Origin of the sequence: Pseudomonas sp. NFXW11, from assembly GCF_049887815.1 — a bacterium.
In the GTDB taxonomy this organism is placed as follows: Bacteria; Pseudomonadota; Gammaproteobacteria; order Pseudomonadales; family Pseudomonadaceae; genus Aquipseudomonas.
Genome location: NZ_JAGEKI010000010.1, coordinates 44095 through 61382, shown reverse-complemented (window position 1 = coordinate 61382; position 17288 = coordinate 44095). Strand labels below are relative to the sequence as shown.

16 protein-coding genes are annotated in these 17288 nt (G+C 63.4%); 11 read left to right on the top strand and 5 right to left on the bottom strand.

The features are described from left to right. Positions 1 to 74: 74 nt before the first annotated feature. Together J4P02_RS16825 and J4P02_RS16820 are read left to right on the top strand one after the other, a co-directional pair. Positions 75 to 554: an Lrp/AsnC family transcriptional regulator gene (locus J4P02_RS16825; protein ID WP_426192208.1), complete on the top strand. Its 480-nt coding sequence runs from the start codon at positions 75 to 77 to the stop codon at positions 552 to 554. A gap of 261 nt (positions 555 to 815) precedes the next feature. After that, entirely contained in the window at positions 816 to 1025 is a 210-nt protein-coding gene (locus tag J4P02_RS16820) for a DUF2788 domain-containing protein (protein ID WP_003228500.1), read from the top strand. Here the strand turns inward: J4P02_RS16820 and J4P02_RS16815 are convergent. The 4 genes from J4P02_RS16815 to J4P02_RS16800 all read right to left on the bottom strand — a co-directional run bounded on the left by J4P02_RS16815 (position 1020) and on the right by J4P02_RS16800 (position 7399). After that, entirely contained in the window at positions 1020 to 1586 is a 567-nt protein-coding gene (locus J4P02_RS16815; RefSeq protein ID WP_426192206.1) for a pseudouridine synthase, read from the bottom strand. The genes J4P02_RS16820 and J4P02_RS16815 overlap by 6 nt on opposite strands. A 148-nt stretch (positions 1587 to 1734) precedes the next feature. Then, on the bottom strand, positions 1735 to 3207 hold the full coding sequence (gene amn, locus J4P02_RS16810; protein ID WP_426192204.1) for an AMP nucleosidase: 1473 nt from the start codon (positions 3205 to 3207) through the stop codon (positions 1735 to 1737). Between the two features lie 98 nt (positions 3208 to 3305). Beyond that, positions 3306 to 4958: an acyl-CoA dehydrogenase family protein gene (locus J4P02_RS16805; RefSeq protein ID WP_426192202.1), complete on the bottom strand. Its 1653-nt coding sequence runs from the start codon at positions 4956 to 4958 to the stop codon at positions 3306 to 3308. Positions 4959 to 5032: 74 nt separating this feature from the next. After that, entirely contained in the window at positions 5033 to 7399 is a 2367-nt protein-coding gene (locus J4P02_RS16800; RefSeq protein WP_426192524.1) for a hybrid sensor histidine kinase/response regulator, read from the bottom strand. A 289-nt stretch (positions 7400 to 7688) separates the two neighbouring features. Here J4P02_RS16800 and J4P02_RS16795 point away from each other — a divergent pair, with 289 nt between their 5' ends. The 4 genes from J4P02_RS16795 (at position 7689) to J4P02_RS16780 (ending at position 11220) form a co-directional block, all read left to right on the top strand. After that, complete coding sequence (locus J4P02_RS16795) at positions 7689 to 8486, top strand: hydroxymethylpyrimidine/phosphomethylpyrimidine kinase (protein ID WP_426192200.1); 798 nt, start codon at positions 7689 to 7691, stop codon at positions 8484 to 8486. Between the two features lie 18 nt (positions 8487 to 8504). Then, positions 8505 to 9128: a thiamine phosphate synthase gene (gene thiE, locus J4P02_RS16790; protein WP_426192198.1), complete on the top strand. Its 624-nt coding sequence runs from the start codon at positions 8505 to 8507 to the stop codon at positions 9126 to 9128. A gap of 32 nt (positions 9129 to 9160) precedes the next feature. Next, positions 9161 to 10444, top strand: a complete 1284-nt coding sequence (hemL, locus tag J4P02_RS16785; protein ID WP_426192196.1) for a glutamate-1-semialdehyde 2,1-aminomutase — start codon at positions 9161 to 9163, stop codon at positions 10442 to 10444. A 221-nt stretch (positions 10445 to 10665) separates the two neighbouring features. Next, complete coding sequence (locus J4P02_RS16780; protein WP_426192194.1) at positions 10666 to 11220, top strand: tetratricopeptide repeat protein; 555 nt, start codon at positions 10666 to 10668, stop codon at positions 11218 to 11220. A 58-nt stretch (positions 11221 to 11278) separates the two neighbouring features. Here J4P02_RS16780 and J4P02_RS16775 read toward each other — a convergent pair whose 3' ends face one another. After that, positions 11279 to 11605 (bottom strand): DUF1820 family protein, encoded by a 327-nt coding sequence (locus J4P02_RS16775; RefSeq protein ID WP_007927079.1) that lies wholly within the window; start codon positions 11603 to 11605, stop codon positions 11279 to 11281. A 135-nt stretch (positions 11606 to 11740) separates the two neighbouring features. On the opposite strand from J4P02_RS16775, the gene miaB reads away from it, so the two are divergent. The 5 genes from miaB (at position 11741) to lnt (ending at position 17258) form a co-directional block, all read left to right on the top strand. Beyond that, the gene (miaB, locus tag J4P02_RS16770; RefSeq protein ID WP_426192191.1) at positions 11741 to 13069 is read left to right on the top strand and encodes a tRNA (N6-isopentenyl adenosine(37)-C2)-methylthiotransferase MiaB; all 1329 of its coding nucleotides are present in this window, start codon (positions 11741 to 11743) and stop codon (positions 13067 to 13069) included. 122 nt (positions 13070 to 13191) lie between these two features. Continuing rightward, positions 13192 to 14211: a PhoH family protein gene (locus J4P02_RS16765; RefSeq protein WP_426192189.1), complete on the top strand. Its 1020-nt coding sequence runs from the start codon at positions 13192 to 13194 to the stop codon at positions 14209 to 14211. Beyond that, positions 14204 to 14662, top strand: a complete 459-nt coding sequence (gene ybeY / locus J4P02_RS16760; RefSeq protein WP_426192187.1) for an rRNA maturation RNase YbeY — start codon at positions 14204 to 14206, stop codon at positions 14660 to 14662. The genes J4P02_RS16765 and ybeY overlap by 8 nt, the downstream gene beginning before the upstream one ends. A 42-nt stretch (positions 14663 to 14704) precedes the next feature. Next, positions 14705 to 15544 carry an HlyC/CorC family transporter gene (locus J4P02_RS16755; RefSeq protein WP_426192185.1) on the top strand — a complete coding sequence of 280 codons (840 nt, stop codon included), beginning with the start codon at positions 14705 to 14707 and terminating at the stop codon, positions 15542 to 15544. Between the two features lie 178 nt (positions 15545 to 15722). Continuing rightward, positions 15723 to 17258 (top strand): apolipoprotein N-acyltransferase, encoded by a 1536-nt coding sequence (gene lnt, locus J4P02_RS16750; RefSeq protein ID WP_426192183.1) that lies wholly within the window; start codon positions 15723 to 15725, stop codon positions 17256 to 17258. Positions 17259 to 17288: the final 30 nt, after the last annotated feature.

Genomic DNA, 17288 nt, shown 5'->3' with positions numbered 1-17288 from the left:
CAAAAACAGCTCTTGCGCAATTTTTTACTCAAGATAGATAATTCAACGCAATACTTCCGAGAAAGGCCTGATTGATGAGCAAACTCGACCGCTATGACCTGAGTATTTTGGCGGAACTGCAGCGCGATGCCCGAATCTCCAACCAGGAACTGGCCGAGCGCATCGGCCTGTCGCCCTCGCCTTGCTCGCGCCGGGTCAAGCAATTGGAGGATGACGGCTATATCTCCCGCCAGGTTGCCTTGCTCGACCGCAAGCTGCTGGGCCTGAGCCTGACCGCCTATGTACTGATCGGCATGGACCGTCACACCCCGGAGCGTTTCGAGAATTTCGAGGCCGCCATTCGCAACCTGCCCCAGGTGCTGGAATGCAGCCTGGTGACTGGGGTCGATGCCGACTACCAGCTCAAGGTGGTGGTGCCGGACATGGACCATTACCAGAAGCTGCTGCTGGGCCACCTGACCCGTATCGAGGGCGTGACCAGCGTGCGTTCCAGCTTCGTGCTCAACCAGGTGCTCAACAGCACCGAGCTGCCCCTGACTCATCTGCGCAGCTGAGAAACCGCGTTGCCGGCGATGGGGTCCTTGAGTTGGTCTTGCGCAGGAGCTTCGCTGGCAAGCCAGCTCCTACACAAGCCAGATCCTACCCAAGCCAGCCCCTAAACAGGCAGGCTCCTGCACCAGCCTGCGCCTACATAAGCCAGCTCCGGTGCAAGCAGTGGCTGTGGCGACATAACGCAGGCAGATCAATGCTCGGCTGCTTTTCCTTGGCGTATACTCGCCCGGGATTTTTTGCCCTGCCTGCACTGGAGATCATCGATGGACCCAGCAGTTTTCGAAGAGTGGATGATGACCGGCCTGGTCAGCATCCTGATCATTTTCATGGGTTTCATCGTCTGGGACCTGGCCAAGAAGTCCAAGGCCGGACGCTTCGGCTCCTTTATCCTGTTCTTCGTGCTGGGCCTGGGCGTGGCCGCCTTCATCATCAAGAGCGTGGTGATCGGCCTGATCGAAAGCGGCGCCCTATAAGCGCGCCGGCACTTCCTTCCACTGGCCCTGCTCCAGACCGTCCAGGGTCCAGTCGCCAATCCGCACCCGCACCAGGCGCAAGGTCGGCAGGCCAACAGCCGCGGTCATGCGCCGCACCTGGCGGTTGCGTCCTTCGCGAATCACCAATTCCAGCCAGCTGGTAGGCACGCTCTTGCGAAAGCGTACCGGCGGGTTGCGCGGCCACAGTTGCGGCTCGTCGAGCTGGCGCGCCTCGGCCGGCAGGGTCATGCCATCGTTCAACTCCACCCCCTCACGCAGGCGTTGCAACTGCTCGGCGCTGGGTTCGCCCTCGACCTGCACCCAATAGGTCTTGGCCAGCTTGTGCTTGGGGTCGGCGATTCGTGCCTGCAACTGCCCGTCGTTGGTCAACAGCAGCAGCCCTTCGCTGTCGCGGTCCAAGCGCCCAGCCGGGTAGACCCCGGGCACGGCGATGAAATCCTTGAGCGTGGCGCGCCCCTGGTCATCGTTGAACTGGGTCAGTACGTCGAAGGGCTTGTTGAACAGAATCAGCTTCGGCTCGGCCGGCGGGGCCTTGGCCACACGCTTGGCGGGGGAAGCAGAAAATGCCTTCGCGCCAGGGCGGCGGGAAGCAGGACGGGATGGACGAGACATGGGGCTCAAGAGACATTCAGCGATCAGGACCGACAATGCTAGTGGCCTGACCGCCAAATGACCATGCCTTGTGCGCTTAGCGGAACGGCGGCTCGTCGAAGCTGCGCAGTTTGCGCGAGTGCAGCGAATTGAGCTCGCTGCGCATCAGGTCAACGGCTTCGATGCCGATCTTCAGGTGCTGGCTGACCGCCCGCTCGTAGAAGGCATTGGCCGCCCCCGGCAACTTGATCTCACTGTGCAGGGGTTTGTCCGAGACACAGAGCAAGGTGCCGTATGGCACCCGCAGGCGATAACCCTGGGCGGCAATGGTGCCGCTTTCCATGTCCACCGCCACGGCGCGAGACAGGTTGATGAACGGCCGCTCTTCGGCCCAGCGCAGCTCCCAGTTGCGATCGTCGTAGGTCAGCACGGTGCCGGTGCGCAGGCGCTTCTTCAGTTGCTCGCCCTTCTCGCCGGTCACGTTGGCCGCCGCCTGTTGCAGCGCCAGCTGGACCTCGGCCAGGGCCGGAATCGGGATGTTCGGCGGCACCACGCGGTCGAGAATGCCGTCGCGGCGCATGTAGGCGTGGGCCAGCACATAGTCGCCGATGGTCTGGGATTGGCGCAGGCCGCCGCAGTGGCCGATCATCAACCAGCAGTGAGGGCGCAAGACCGCCAGGTGGTCGGTGATGTTCTTGGCGTTGGACGGGCCGACGCCGATGTTCACCAGGGTCACGCCATGGCCGTCGCTGGCCTGCAGGTGATAGGCCGGCATCTGGTAGCGGTGCCAGACCACGCCCGCGGCAATCGCCGAGGCCTCGCCATGATCCATGCCCTTGTCGATGATCACGTTGCCCGGCAGCACCATGCGCACAAAACGCGGATCGCTGCGCAGCTGCTCCAGGCCATGGACGATGAACTGGTCGACGTAGCGGTGGTAGTTGGTCAGCAGGATCCACGGCTGCACATGGCGCCAGTCGCTGCCGGTGTAGTGCACCAGGCGACGCAGGGAGAAATCCACCCGTGCGGCATCGAACAGCGCCAGGGGCAGCGGATGGGTGTTTTCCCAGTCGTAGAGACCATCGGCGATGCCATCGGTGGCGGCCGACAGATCGGTACTGGGGAAGACCCGCGCCAGGGCCGCGGCAGTCACCCCGGAACCGGCCAGTTCGTCGCCCTGCTCCACCACATAGGGATAGGGAATGTTCTGCTCGCTGACGCCCACTTCCACGGTCACGGTGAAGTCGTGCATCAGCGGTTGCAGTTGCTCCAGCAGGTAATTACGAAAGGCTGCGGGATGGGTCACCGTGACGCTATAGACGCCCGGCAACTGGACCTTGGCGTAGGCCCGGGTGGTCTGCGGGACTTCGCCATGACAGTGGTAGGTCAGGCGCAGTTCAGGGTAGCGAAACAGCGCGCGCTGCTCGGCATCGGGCTCGACCCGGTCCTTGAGGTAACGCTTGAGCGCCTGGCTCAGGGAGGTGGTGGCCCGCTCATGCAAAGCGGCGAGCCGGTCGACGGCTTGCTCGGCGGTTTGAACGACAACAAAAGCTTCGGTCACGGTAAGCATCCTGTGTTCTGATCTTGCAGGCGTTCATCTTGCCTGCAACACCGGGCCACGGGAACAGTGGCGTTGTGGAAGCCGGCAAGCCGGCTCCCACGGCGGAGTCAGAAACCTTGAGGCGCGGAGCGGGCGACTATGGCCGCCACATCCAGGCCACGGGGCAAGGTGCCGTAGACCCGTCCACCCTGGCCGCCCAGCCGACTGGCGATAAAGGCATCGCTGATCAGCCCGTTACCGGCTTCCAGCAACAGCTTGGCCTGCAACCCCAGGGCAATGTCCTCGGTCAGTTGACGGGCGCGGTACTGGATATCGGCGGTGTCCTTGAAGCTGTCCTTGAGCGCGGCAATATGCGCGGCCAGGCGCCGATCGCCATGGCCGTCGCCCAGTTCGGCGAACAGCGCGTCGAGCACCCCGGGCTCTTTCGACAGGGCCCGCAACACGTCCAGGCACTGCACATTGCCGGAGCCTTCCCAGGTGGAGTTGACCGGTGCCTCACGGTACAGCCGCGGGAGGATGCTGTCTTCGACATAACCGGCGCCGCCCATGCATTCGGCGGCCTCGTTGATCATGGCCGGGGCCCGCTTGCAGATCCAGTATTTGCCCACCGCCGTCACCAGCCGCGAGAACTTGGCTTCCTGGGCATCGTCCTGATGATCCAGGGCGCGCCCCATGCGCAGGCTCAAGGCCAGGGCCGCTTCGCTTTCCAGGGCCAGGTCGGCCAGCACGTTCTGCATCAGCGGCTGTTCGCTGAGCACTCGTCCACCCACGCTGCGGTGGGCGCAATGATGACTGGCCTGGGTCAGGGCCTGACGCATCAGCGAGCTGGAGCCGACCATGCAGTCGAAACGGGTCATGGCCACCATCTCGATAATGGTCGGCACGCCGCGCCCTTCCTCGCCGATCATCCAGGCCAGGGCACCGCGGAATTCCACTTCGCTGGAAGCGTTGGAAAGGTTGCCGAGCTTGTTCTTCAGGCGCTGGATATAGAACTGGTTGCGGGTGTCGTCGGGCCGGTGACGGGGCAGGAGGAAACAGGTCAGGCCCTTGTCGGTCTGGGCCAGGGTCAGGAAGGCGTCGCACATCGGCGCCGAGCAGAACCACTTGTGCCCCACCAACTCGTAGGCCTGCCCCGGTCCGCCAGCGCCCACCGGATAGGCGCGGGTGGTGTTGGCGCGGACATCGGTGCCGCCCTGCTTCTCGGTCATGGCCATGCCGATGGTCAGCCCGGCCTTGTGCGCCATGCCGATATTGCGCGGGTCGTACTCGGTGGCGAGGATCTTCGGCAGCCACTGCTCGGCGATATCCGCCTGCAGCTTCAGCGCTGGCACGCAGGCGAAGGTCATGGTCAGCGGGCAACCGCTGCCGGCTTCGGCCTGGCTGTGCAGGTAGGTCATGGCCGCGCGGGCCACATGGGCGCCGGCCTGGGGCTGGGTCCAGGGCAGCGAGGTCAGGCCGCCTTCGATCGCCGTGCGCATCAGTTGGTGATAGGCGGGATGGAATTCCACCAGGTCGATGCGATGACCGAAGCGGTCGTGACTGGAAAACACCGGTTTGTTCTGGTTGGCCAGGAACCCCGCCTCCATCAACGGACCGCCAGCCAGGGCACCGTAGGCATCGACTCGGGACTCGGCCCAGCCAGCATCGAAGCGCCGCATCCATTGCTGCAGCGGCAGGTCGATCCGATACAGGTTGGCGCCGTCCAGGGCGGGCGGCTGATTGGTGACTTCGTGGGTTTCAGCGAACTGGTGGAGGTTCATTGCGGGGCTCCTTCAGGGTGTGCCAAGGCCCCAGTTAAGCACCCGCCCCAGGCCGAACAAAGTGGCATATACGCCTAAATATCGGCGCTTTCACCTTGTTCCACATGCAGAACACGCAGGGCCAGCAGCGCCTGCAACGCCTCGAACCGAACCGGCTTGCCAAGGTGATCACTGCCCGCTACGGCCACGCAACCTTCCTTTCCGGGCGTGCAGGCCAGCAGGATCGGCAGTTGGTCATACCCGGGCAGCGCATGGGCCTGCAGGCGGAAGGCACCCAGTTGCGCCGCACTGATCTGGCTATCGATCAGCACCGCACTGATCAACTCGCGCCCCAGCAGTTGCAAGGCATCCGAGGCATTGCCCACGGTGCGCACGCGATAGCCCAGCTTGAGCAACATGCCGCGCAGCACCAGTTGATCGACGTCGTTGTCGTCCATCAGCAGCACGGTGCAGTCCTGCGGCAAGCGCCGGCTGAAGCTGGCCGGCACCCGCGCCAGCGGCTCCTGCAGATCCAGTTCCACCTGCAGGCGGAAACAGCTGCCCTGGCCCGGGGTGGATTCATGGGTCAGCTTGCCGCCCAACAGCTCGATCAACTGCCGGCAGATCGCCAGGCCAATGCCCAATCCGCCGTATTCGCGGGTCATCGAAGCATCGAGCTGGAAGAAACGCTGGTACAGGGTCGCTTCGTCCAGACTGACGAAGCCGATGCCGCTGTCGATCACCTCGAACACCAGGCCGACCTTGTCGGCCGAGAGGTTGCGGCTAACCACCCGCAGCACCAGGCCGCCGGAATGGGTGAACTTGACCGCGTTGTCCAGCAGGCATTCCAGGCAGTGGCTGAGCTTGCAGCGATCGCCCAGCAGACGGTCGGGCAGCCCGGCGCGCAGGTCGACCTGGAACGACAGCGATTTGGCGGCTGCGGCGCCGGCGTACTGGGTCTGCAACGTGGTCAGCAGCGAACGCAGACTGAAGGGCTGGCGCTGGGCGCTGAGCTTGCCGGCCTGGAGTTCGGTCAGGGTGAGGATGCCGTTGACCATGCGCATCATGTCCCGCGCCGAGCCGGCAGCGGTCTGCTGGTATTGCGCAAGCTCCGGGTCCAGCTCCAGGGTCTGCATCAGTTCCAGGGAGCCGATAACACCGTTCATCGGCGTGCGCAGTTCATGGGTCAGGGTGGCGAGGAATTCATCCTTGAGGCGGTTGCTGTGGGCCAGTTGCTGGTTCAGCACTTCAAGCTTCTGACTGGCTTCCTGCAGGGTCTGGGCCTGCTGCTCGCGCATGGCGTTGATGCGGTCGGCCAGGGCCAGGGACAGCAGCGCGACCTCGATCGCCGAGCCAATCTGGCTGGCGTACATGGTCAGGAACACGTTTGGCAGGTAACCCAGCACCATCAGGGTGTTGATCACCCCGCCAAACAGAAAGGCCGACCAGGCAATGATGAAATAGCGCGCCACCCGCAACCCGCGGCACCAGGCGACGATTCCGGCAATGTAGATCACCACGGTGAACAGCAGCGCCAGGGCCGTGGCCAGGCGCAGGGCCAGGGCATAGCTGGTCATCAGCGACAGGCCCATGACCAGCGCGCCAAAGGCCATCAGTGCCAGCAATATGCGGTCGACCCAGGGGCTATGGCGGGCGGTCTGCAGGAAGCTGCGGGCGAACTGGCTGCCGAACAGCCCCGCCGAGCCGATGAAGAACGGCGTCGCGGCATTGGCCCACCAGGGGTTGTTGGGCCAGAAATACTCCACCGCGGCGCCATTCACCGACAGCTGATACAGGCCGAAGGAAGCGATATAAACGATGTAGTAGAGGTAGCTGGTATCGCGCACGCTGAGGTAGATGAACAGGTTGTACACCAGCATCCCCAGCAGCACCCCGTAGATCAGCCCCAGAACATAGAGGCGCACGGGCTGGTCTTCCAGGTAGGCGCTACTGGACCAGAGGCTGACCGGCGCCTGGATCGAGCCTTCGCTGGCCAGTCGCAGATAGAGGGTCTGGCGCTCGAAGGGGGCAAACGTCAGGTTGAACAGGTAGTTGTTCTGGCGAATCTGCCGGCTGTCGAAGGGCAAGGCATCGCCGGTGCGCCCCGCCAGGCGATAACCGCCCGCTTCATCGGGGACGTACAGTTCCAGGTGATCCAGGGGCGGGTAGGCCAGTTCCAGCAGCCAGCTGCGCTGCGCGGCAGGGTTGCCGGGACGGTACTGGAGGTCGATCTTCAGCCAGAAGGCCGAGCGTGAGTAACCGGCATTCAGGGTGTCTTTGTCGTGGGCCTTGAATTGCTCGGCCAAAGACCCCGAACTGACATCGGCGATTGTCGCTTGACCACCCGCGTCTTCGAGAACCTGCATCACTCGGCCCAAGGGCAGGCGTTGAGTGAACTCGTCGAACTCGACGGCGCCGGCCAGCATCGGCAAGCTCAACAGCAACATCAGCAAATAGCGCATAAAGCCCCAGCGTGGCTTGTCCGGTGGTGTCAGGAAGTCCCCCATTTCCCTTGAGCAGACGTGATCCGGCATGACCTGTTATTGATTTGAATGCACTCTAGCATAGCCGCTGATGGCCATTGAGCACCATTGAAAATTTTAGTCTAAAGGCTCTAGAACGGGCCTCTCAGCGCAATCCAGCGAGCTAGAGCTGTTGCATCGGTCAGGTTGATTGGCCACAGCCTGCCAGGCCGGCAGATCCAACCTCGGGCGCCACCTGAAAAAGCGTTTGGTGGTAAGCTCGGCGCCCATGAATATCTACAGCTCTCGCCCCGTTGTCCTCTGTCTCTCCGGCCACGACCCCAGTGGTGGCGCCGGCTTGCAGGCAGATATCGAAGCCCTGCTGGCCCAGGGTTGTCATGCCGCTCCGGCGGTCACCGCCCTGACCGTGCAGGACACGGTCAACGTCAGCGATTTCCGCGTGCTGGATCGCGAGTGGGTACTGGCCCAGGCCAATGCCGTGCTCAACGATTCCCAGGTCGCGGCGGTCAAGCTGGGCATGCTCGGCTCCTTGGAAATGGTCGACACCGTGGTCGAACTGCTCCAGGCCCATCCACACCTGCCGCTGGTCTGCGACCCGGTGCTGCGCGCCGGCGGCGGCGGCCGACTGGGCAAGGACGAAGTCGGCTATGCCATGCGCGAACGCCTGCTGCCCCTGGCCACCATCGCCACCCCCAACCTTCCTGAAGCCCGAATCCTTGCGGAACTGCCCGAAGGCAGCGCCGACCAGTGCGCGGAAAAACTCCTGCCCTTCGTCAAGCACCTGCTGATCACCGGCGGCCATGGCGACGAACACCAAGTGCACAATCGCCTCTACAGCCGTGACGGCTTGCGCGAAACCTACACCTGCCAGCGTCTGCCGGGCAGCTACCACGGTTCTGGCTGCACCCTGGCCAGCGCCCTGGCTGGTCGCCTGGCCCAGGGCGAACAATTGGCCAGCGCGGTGCAGTCCGCCCTCGACTACACCTGGCGCACCTTGCGCGATGCCGAGCAACTGGGCCGCGGCCAGTTCGTTCCGCGCCGCTTGCCGCTGGATTTCTGCTCGTAAGCTCATGAGGCCCGCTCAATGAAACTACGTGGTCTGTACGCCATCACCGACAGCCAATTGTTGGCCGGCAAGTTTCTCAAGTACGTGGAGGCGGCGCTGGAAGGCGGCGTCACCCTGCTGCAGTACCGCGACAAAAGCGACGACCAGGCCCGCCGGCTGCGTGAGGCCGAAGCCCTGCTGAACCTCTGCGAGCGCTACAAGACGCGCCTGATCATCAATGATGACGCCGAGCTGGCGGCGCGTATCGGCGCCGGCGTGCACCTGGGCCAGACCGACGGCCCACTGACCCCGGCCCGGGCCCTGCTCGGACGCCAGGCGATCATCGGCTCGACCTGCCATGACCAGTTGCCACTGGCCGAGCAAGCGGCCCGGGAAGGCGCCAGTTATGTCGCCTTCGGCCGCTTCTTCAACTCCAGTACCAAGCCCGGTGCCGCCACGGCCAGCCTTGAGTTGCTGGATCAGGCCCGCAGCAGCCTGCACCTGCCGATCTGCGTGATCGGCGGCATCACCCTGGATAACGCCGCGCCCCTGGTAAGCCATGGCGCCGACCTGCTGGCGGTGGTGCACGGCCTGTTCGGCGCAGAAAGCGCCGAACAGGTGACCCGCCGCGCCCGCGCCTTCAACGCCCTGTTTGATCTTTGAATAGCCAACTGCCGATTTTAGAGAGCCCGATCATGTCTCGTTCCGAAACCCTGTTTGCCAATGCCCAGAAACACATCCCTGGCGGCGTCAACTCGCCGGTCCGCGCCTTCAAGAGCGTGGGCGGCACCCCGCTGTTCTTCAAGCACGCCGAAGGTGCCTACGTTACCGATGAAGACGACAAGCGCTATGTCGACTATGTCGGTTCCTGGGGCCCGATGATCCTCGGCCACAGCCACCCGGACGTGCTGGACGCGGTTCGCAAGCAGCTGGAACACGGCCTGTCCTATGGCGCCCCCACCGCCATGGAAACCGAGATGGCCGACCTGGTGTGTTCCATAGTGCCGTCCATGGAGATGGTGCGCATGGTCAGCTCCGGCACCGAGGCCACCATGAGCGCGATTCGCCTGGCCCGGGGCTTTACTGGCCGCGACAGCATCATCAAGTTTGAAGGCTGCTACCACGGCCACTCCGACAGCCTGCTGGTCAAGGCCGGCTCCGGCGCCCTGACCCAGGGCGTGCCCAGCTCCGCCGGGGTGCCCGCAGCCTTCGCCAAGCACACCCTGACCCTGCCCTTCAACGACATCGCCGCGGTAGAGAAAATGCTCGGCGAAGTGGGCCAGGAAGTGGCGTGCATCATCGTCGAGCCGGTAGCCGGCAACATGAACTGCGTACCGCCGGCACCGGGTTTCCTCGAAGGCCTGCGCAGCCTCTGCGACCAGCACGGCGTGGTGCTGATCTTCGACGAAGTGATGACCGGTTTCCGGGTTGCCCTGGGGGGGGCCCAGGCTCATTACGGCGTGACCCCGGACCTGTCGACCTTCGGCAAGATCATCGGTGGCGGCATGCCGGTGGGCTGCTTTGGCGGCAAGCGCGAGATCATGCAGCATATCGCTCCGCTGGGCCCGGTCTACCAGGCCGGCACGCTGTCGGGCAACCCGCTGGCCATGGCCGCCGGCCTGACCACCCTGCGCCTGATCAGCCGCCCGGGTTTCCATGCCGAACTGAGCGACTACACCAGCCGCCTGCTCGAAGGCTTGCAGCAACGCGCCGATGCCGCGGGCATTCCGTTCGTCACCACCCAGGCAGGCGGCATGTTCGGCCTGTACTTCAGCGGCGCCGACGACATCGTTACCTTCGACGACGTGATGGCCAGCGATGCCGGCCTGTTCAAGCGTTTCTTCCATCTGATGCTGGAAGGCGGCGTGTACCTGGCGCCAAGCGCTTTCGAAGCCGGTTTCACCTCGATCGCCCATGGCGAGGCCGAGTTGCAACTGACCCTGGACGCCGCGGAGCGCGCCTTTGCCGCGCTGAAGTAAGCCTTGCTGGCGGGCGTGGCCAGGTGCCACGCCCATACAGCGTTTTACTCGGACTTTCCACCCGCCAGGCCCTGCAAAGGCCGGCACAAGTGCCAGGCACAGCGCCCACGCAGCAGAAAATCGAGTAAAGACTTTGTAAGGTTGGCCCCGCTTATTTCATAATGCGCGCTTATTGGATCCCTCGCCGGGTCCGCGCGCCCCTCAGAGGTAAGTCGATTCCCATGAACCGCACCGGCCGCGCCCTGACACTGGGCTGCCTGTTGCTCCTTCAGCCCCTGCTCGCGCACGCACAAGCAGGCGGCAACTCGTTGTTGATCCCAGCGCTGGGTCGCTGCACCCTCGATCCCCAGGCACAGGACCAGGCCGAGGCACTCGCCGCCTGCCAGAAAGCCGCCGACGAAGGGGATGCCGAGGCGCAATACGAGTTGGGTGAGTTCTACTACGAGGGCAAGGGCGCACCCCAGGACCTCAATCGGGCCCTGAGCTACTTCGAAAAGGCCTCGCTGCAAGGCCACGCCCAGGCGCAGTTCAAGCTCGGCACCATGTTCTATCGCGGCGAAGGCGTGCCGGCCAACAATATCCAGGCCTACATCGTGCTGAAGATGGCTGCGGTCAATGGCGCCGAAGACGCCCTGGACACCGCCGATGAAGTCGCCGAACACATGCAGCGCGACGAGCTGGAAGTCGCGACCCAGGTACTGGGCCAGATCTTCCGCAAGTACCTGATGGAATTGCAGAGCGCCGACGGGCGTTCACCCTTCTCGCCATTGCCGTAAAGGCCTTGCCACCCCTGGCAGGCCAATCGGCGTCTGCATCACAGCGATTCTGATCGGCTTATTTTTCCGGCATCGGCATCGGGAACGGCATGACATTGCTCACGCCACGCGCCTCGCTGATCTTCGGCGTGCCCAGGCGCTCCACTTCATCGATCCGCACAATCGAATGCATCGGCACAAAGCTGCGCACCACGCCTTCGAACTGGGCCTTGAGCTTCTCTTCGCTGGGGTCGACCACCACCTGCGTGCGCTCGCCGAAGACGAACTCTTCCACTTCCAGAAAGCCCCACAGATCGCTCTGATAGATCTGCTTGGCGTACATCTCGAACACCTGGCCCTGGTTGAGGAAAATCACCTTGTAGATTGGAGCTTCGCGTTTGGTCATGGTGGGCGGACAACACATCGGGGGCTGAAAATGGGGGCGCGAACTATAGCATAGCCAGCCGATGCGCAACCCTAGGAACCTGTCAGCATGGCCCCTATAATGCGCGGTTCTTTGAATCACCCGAGACCTAGGTCCATGGCCAAGAAGCTTTACATCGAAACCCACGGTTGCCAGATGAACGAGTACGACAGCTCGCGCATGGTGGATCTGCTGGGTGAACATCAGGCCCTGGAAGTCACTGCCCGTGCCGAAGATGCGGATGTGATCCTGCTCAACACCTGCTCCATTCGCGAACGCGCCCAGGACCGGGTCTACTCCCAGCTGGGGCGCTGGCGCGAGCTGAAGCTGGCCAACCCGGAAATGGTGATCGCCGTTGGCGGTTGCGTGGCCAGCCAGGAAGGCGCGGCGATCCGCGATCGTGCGCCCTATGTCGACGTGGTGTTCGGCCCGCAGACCCTGCACCGCCTGCCGGAAATGATCGATACCGCCCGCATCACCAAGCTGCCGCAGGTGGATGTCTCGTTCCCGGAGATCGAAAAATTCGACCACCTGCCCGAGCCGCGCATCGATGGCCCCAGCGCCTACGTCTCGGTGATGGAAGGTTGCAGCAAGTACTGCACCTTCTGCGTCGTGCCCTACACCCGAGGCGAGGAAGTCAGCCGGCCGTTCGACGATGTGATCGCCGAGATCATCCACCTGGCGGAAAACGGCGTGCGTGAAGTCACCCTGCTGGGCCAGAACGTCAACGGCTACCGGGGCCAGACCCACGACGGGCGCCTGGCGGACCTGGCCGAACTGATCCGGGTGGTGGCGGCCGTCGACGGCATCGAGCGGATTCGCTACACCACTTCTCATCCCCTGGAGTTTTCCGACAGCCTGATCCAGGCCCACGCCGAAGTGCCGGAGCTGGTGAAACACCTGCACTTGCCGGTGCAATCGGGTTCGGATCGCATTCTGGCGGCGATGAAGCGCAACCATACGGCCCTGGAGTACAAGTCCAAGCTGCGCAAGCTGCGGGCAGCTGTGCCCGGGATCTGCATCAGTTCGGACTTTATCGTCGGCTTCCCCGGCGAGACGGAAAAAGACTTCCAGCAGACCATGAAGCTGATCGAGGATGTCGGGTTCGACTTCTCCTACTCCTTCGTCTACAGCCAGCGCCCGGGCACTCCGGCCGCCGACCTGGCCGACGAGACCCCGGAGGCGCTGAAGAAGGAGCGTCTCAATGCCTTGCAGCACCGCCTGAACCAGCAGGGTTTCGAGATCAGCCGACAAATGGTCGGGTCGGTGCAGCGCATCCTGGTCACCGATTACTCCAAGAAGGACCCGGGCGAATTGCAGGGGCGGACCGAGAACAACCGTATCGTCAACTTCCGCTGCGACGATCCCACACTGATCGGCCAGTTCACCGACGTGCATATCGACTCGGCACAGCCCCACTCGCTGCGCGGTTCGTTGCTGGCGTGAGAGACGGCGGCCGGCCTGCAAAGCGCCGGCGGCCATTGCCCTGCATAAGAGCTTTCGCGCCCAAGCCGCTGGCGTTATCCTTGAATTCTTCCTTATTGCCGTTGGGCGGCTAAAAAACGACCTTGAACGCACCCATAGAACCTCATCGCTTCATCCTCGAACCCTTCGAGGCTCACCGCTTCGCCAATCTGTGCGGGCAGTTCGACGAGCATTTGCGCTTGATCGAGCAGCGCCTGACGATCGAGATCCGCAATCGCGGCAATCAGTTCGAACTGATCGGCGAACCCAAGCGCACCACTTCCGCGGAAACCCTTCTGCGCCGCCTTTACCGGGAAACCAAGGGCACTGAACTGTCCCCGGACCTGGTGCACCTGTTCCTCCAGGAATCTGCCGTGGAACAGCTGGACAACCCCAGCGTGGCCGACGCCGCCGTGGCCCTGCGCACCCGCAAGGGCATGATTCGCCCGCGGGGCTTGAACCAGCAGCGCTACGTCAAGGAAATCCTCGGCAACGACATCAACTTCGGCATCGGCCCGGCCGGTACCGGCAAGACCTACCTGGCGGTGGCCTGCGCCGTGGACGCTTTGGAGCGCGAGCAGGTGCGACGCATCCTGCTGGTGCGCCCGGCGGTAGAAGCCGGCGAGAAACTCGGCTTCCTGCCCGGCGACCTGGCGCAGAAGATCGACCCTTATCTGCGCCCGTTGTACGACGCCCTGTATGAAATGCTCGGTTTCGAGCACGTGGCCAAGTTGATCGAGCGCCAGGTGATCGAGATCGCCCCCCTGGCCTACATGCGCGGCCGCACCCTGAACAACAGCTTCATCATCCTCGACGAAAGCCAGAACACCACCGTGGAACAGATGAAGATGTTCCTGACCCGGATCGGTTTCGGCTCCACGGCGGTGATCACCGGTGACATCACCCAAGTCGACCTGCCCAAGGGCACCAAGTCGGGCCTGGCTCATGTGATCAACGTGCTCAAGGATGTGCCCGGCATCAGCTTCACCCATTTCATGCCCAAGGACGTGGTGCGCCATCCGCTGGTGCAACGCATTGTCGAAGCCTACGAGCGCTTCGAGTTGCACAGCGCCGACGAAGCCGCCAAGGCCGTCGCCGACAGGGGCAATCGCCACGATGCTTGAGCTTGACCTGCAACGCGCCAGCCAGCAGCCGGCCCCCAGCGATGAAGAGTTCCGCCAATGGTGCGAGCTGGCCCTGCGCCAGCGTAGCGCCGACTCGGAACTGACCATCCGCCTGGTGGACGAAGCCGAGGGACGTGAGCTGAATCACACCTGGCGTCATAAAGATTACGCAACCAATGTGCTGTCATTTCCTGCGGACGTACCGGATGAGTTGCTGGATATTCCCTTACTGGGTGATCTGGTGATCTGCATTGCGGTGGTCGAGCGCGAGGCGGCCGAACAAGGCAAGGATGTAAAGGCCCACTGGGCCCATCTGGTCATTCACGGCTGCTTGCATCTGTTGGGTTACGACCATATAGATGACGACGAAGCCGAAGAAATGGAAGCACTGGAACGAACGTTGCTTGCAGAATTGGGTCATCCTGACCCTTATGCAGACGACGAACACTGACCGACAACCACCTGTAACAACCAAGGATTCAGAGCAATCGCTATGAGCGAAGATCGATCGAGCAACGGGCAAAAGTCATGGCTGGGCAAACTCACCCAGGCTTTTGCCCATGAGCCGAAAAGCCGCCAGGAGCTGCTGGAGCTGCTGCGCGAAGCCCATCAGAACAAATTGCTGGACAGCGAGGCACTGGCCATCGTCGAAGGCGCCATCCAGGTCGCTGACCTGCAAGTACGGGACATCATGGTCCCGCGCTCGCAAATGATCAGCATCAAGGCCACCCAGACTCCCCGGGAGTTCTTGCCCGCGGTCATCGACTCAGCGCACTCGCGCTACCCGGTGATTGGCGAAAGCCATGACGACGTGATGGGCGTCCTGCTGGCCAAGGACCTGCTGCCGCTGATCCTCAAGGAGAACGGCGCCAGCTTCAACATCAAGGACCTGCTGCGCCCGGCGACCTTCGTCCCCGAGTCCAAGCGCCTGAATGTGCTATTGCGCGAGTTCCGCGCCAACCACAACCATATGGCCATCGTCATCGACGAATACGGCGGCGTGGCGGGCCTGGTGACCATCGAGGATGTGCTGGAGCAGATCGTCGGCGACATCGAGGATGAGCACGACGTCGAGGAAGACAGCTACATCAAGCCCCTGCCCAGCGGTGATTTCCTGATCAAGGCGCTGACCCCGATCGAGAACTTCAACGAGTTCTTCGACAGCGACTTCTCTGATGACGAGTTCGATACCGTCGGTGGCCTGGTGATGAGTGCCTTCGGCCACTTGCCAAAACGCAACGAAATCACTGAAATCGGCAACTATCGCTTCCGCGTGCTGAACGCCGACAGCCGGCGGATTCACCTGCTGCGCCTGACCCCTATTTCCCGCTGAGGGCAAGGGTCATCAGCTTTTCCCCGCACCTGACCAGCGCCCTGCGGCCGTTACCCCGGCCCCAGGCGATGGCCTGCGGGGGAGAGCTGGCGGCACAGCGCTGTGTGACTCCAAGGGTATTCGAACCCACCCACTCCATCGCCTCGCGCCCTCCCCGGCGCGCAACAGGAAAGAGCCGATGAAACGCCTCTTGCAGCGCTCAACCCAAGCTGGCTGGCCCGGCAATCTGCTGGCGATGGCTGCCGGCGCCATCACCACCCTGGCGCTCGCGCCCTACAACATCTGGCTCCTGGCACTGCTGGCAGTGGGTCTGTTCTATGCCGGCCTGCGCCAGCTGACGCCGCGCCAGGCCCTGTGGCGTGGCTGGTGCTTCGGTTTTGGCCTGTTCGGCGCCGGCACCAGCTGGATCTACGTCAGCATTCATACCTACGGTGGCGCCTCGGCCCTGCTCGCCGGGCTGCTGATGCTGGCCTTTATCGCCGCCATCGCCTGGTTCTTCGCCCTGCCCGCCTGGCTTTGGGCGCGCTGGTTGCGGCGCAACGAAGCGCCACTGGCCGATGCCCTGGCATTCGCTGCCCTGTGGCTGGGCCAGGAAGCATTTCGCGGCTGGTTTCTCACCGGTTTCCCCTGGCTCTATTCCGGCTATAGCCAGCTCGATGGGCCCCTGGCCGGCCTGGCGCCGGTGGGCGGTATCTGGCTGATTTCCTTCGTCCTGGCACTGACCGCGGCGCTGCTCTACAACCTGCCGCGCCTGATACAGGGCGGACGCAAAGGCTTTATCGGCGCCGGCCTGCTACTGCTGGCCGCCCCCTGGATCGCCGGCCTGGCCCTCAAGGGCCACGCCTGGACCAGCCCGGCGGGAGCACCACTGTCGGTGGCGGCGATCCAGGGCAATATCGAACAAAGCATGAAATGGGACCCGGCCCAGCTCAACGCCCAGCTGGCGCTGTACCGCGACATGAGTTTCAGCAGCAAGCGCGTGGACCTGCTGATCTGGCCGGAAACCGCGGTGCCGGTGCTCAAGGAGTCGGCCGAGGGCTACCTGACGATGATGGGCAGCTTCGCCGCCGAGCGTCATTCCGCACTGATCACCGGGGTGCCGGTACGCCAACTGGTGCACCACGAGAAACGCTACTTCAACGGCATTACCGTGACCGGTGAAGGCGATGGCACCTACCTCAAGCAGAAGCTGGTGCCTTTCGGTGAATACGTCCCCTTGCAGGAAGTGCTGCGCGGCCTGATCGACTTCTTCAACCTGCCGATGTCGGACTTCGCCCGCGGTCCGGCCGATCAGCCGTTGCTGCAGGCCAAGGGCTATCAGGTAGCGCCGTTCATCTGCTACGAAGTGGTCTACCCGGAGTTCGCCGCCAGTCTCTCGGCTCGCAGCGATCTGCTGCTGACCATCAGCAACGACACCTGGTTCGGCACCTCGATCGGCCCCTTGCAGCACTTGCAGATGGCACAGATGCGCGCCCTGGAGGCCGGGCGCTGGATGATCCGCGCCACCAACAATGGCGTCACCGGGCTGATCGACCCGTTCGGCAAGATCACTGCGCAGATCCCCCAGTTCGAGCGCGGCGTTTTGTATGGCGAAGTGGTGCCCATGCACAACCTCACGCCTTACCTGCAATGGCGTTCGTGGCCACTGGCGGTGCTCTGCGCCCTGTTGTTCGGCTGGGCCTTGTTGGCCAGCCGGATTGCCAAGACGGTTTGAACCCATTCGCTGGCAAACCGGCTCCCGTGG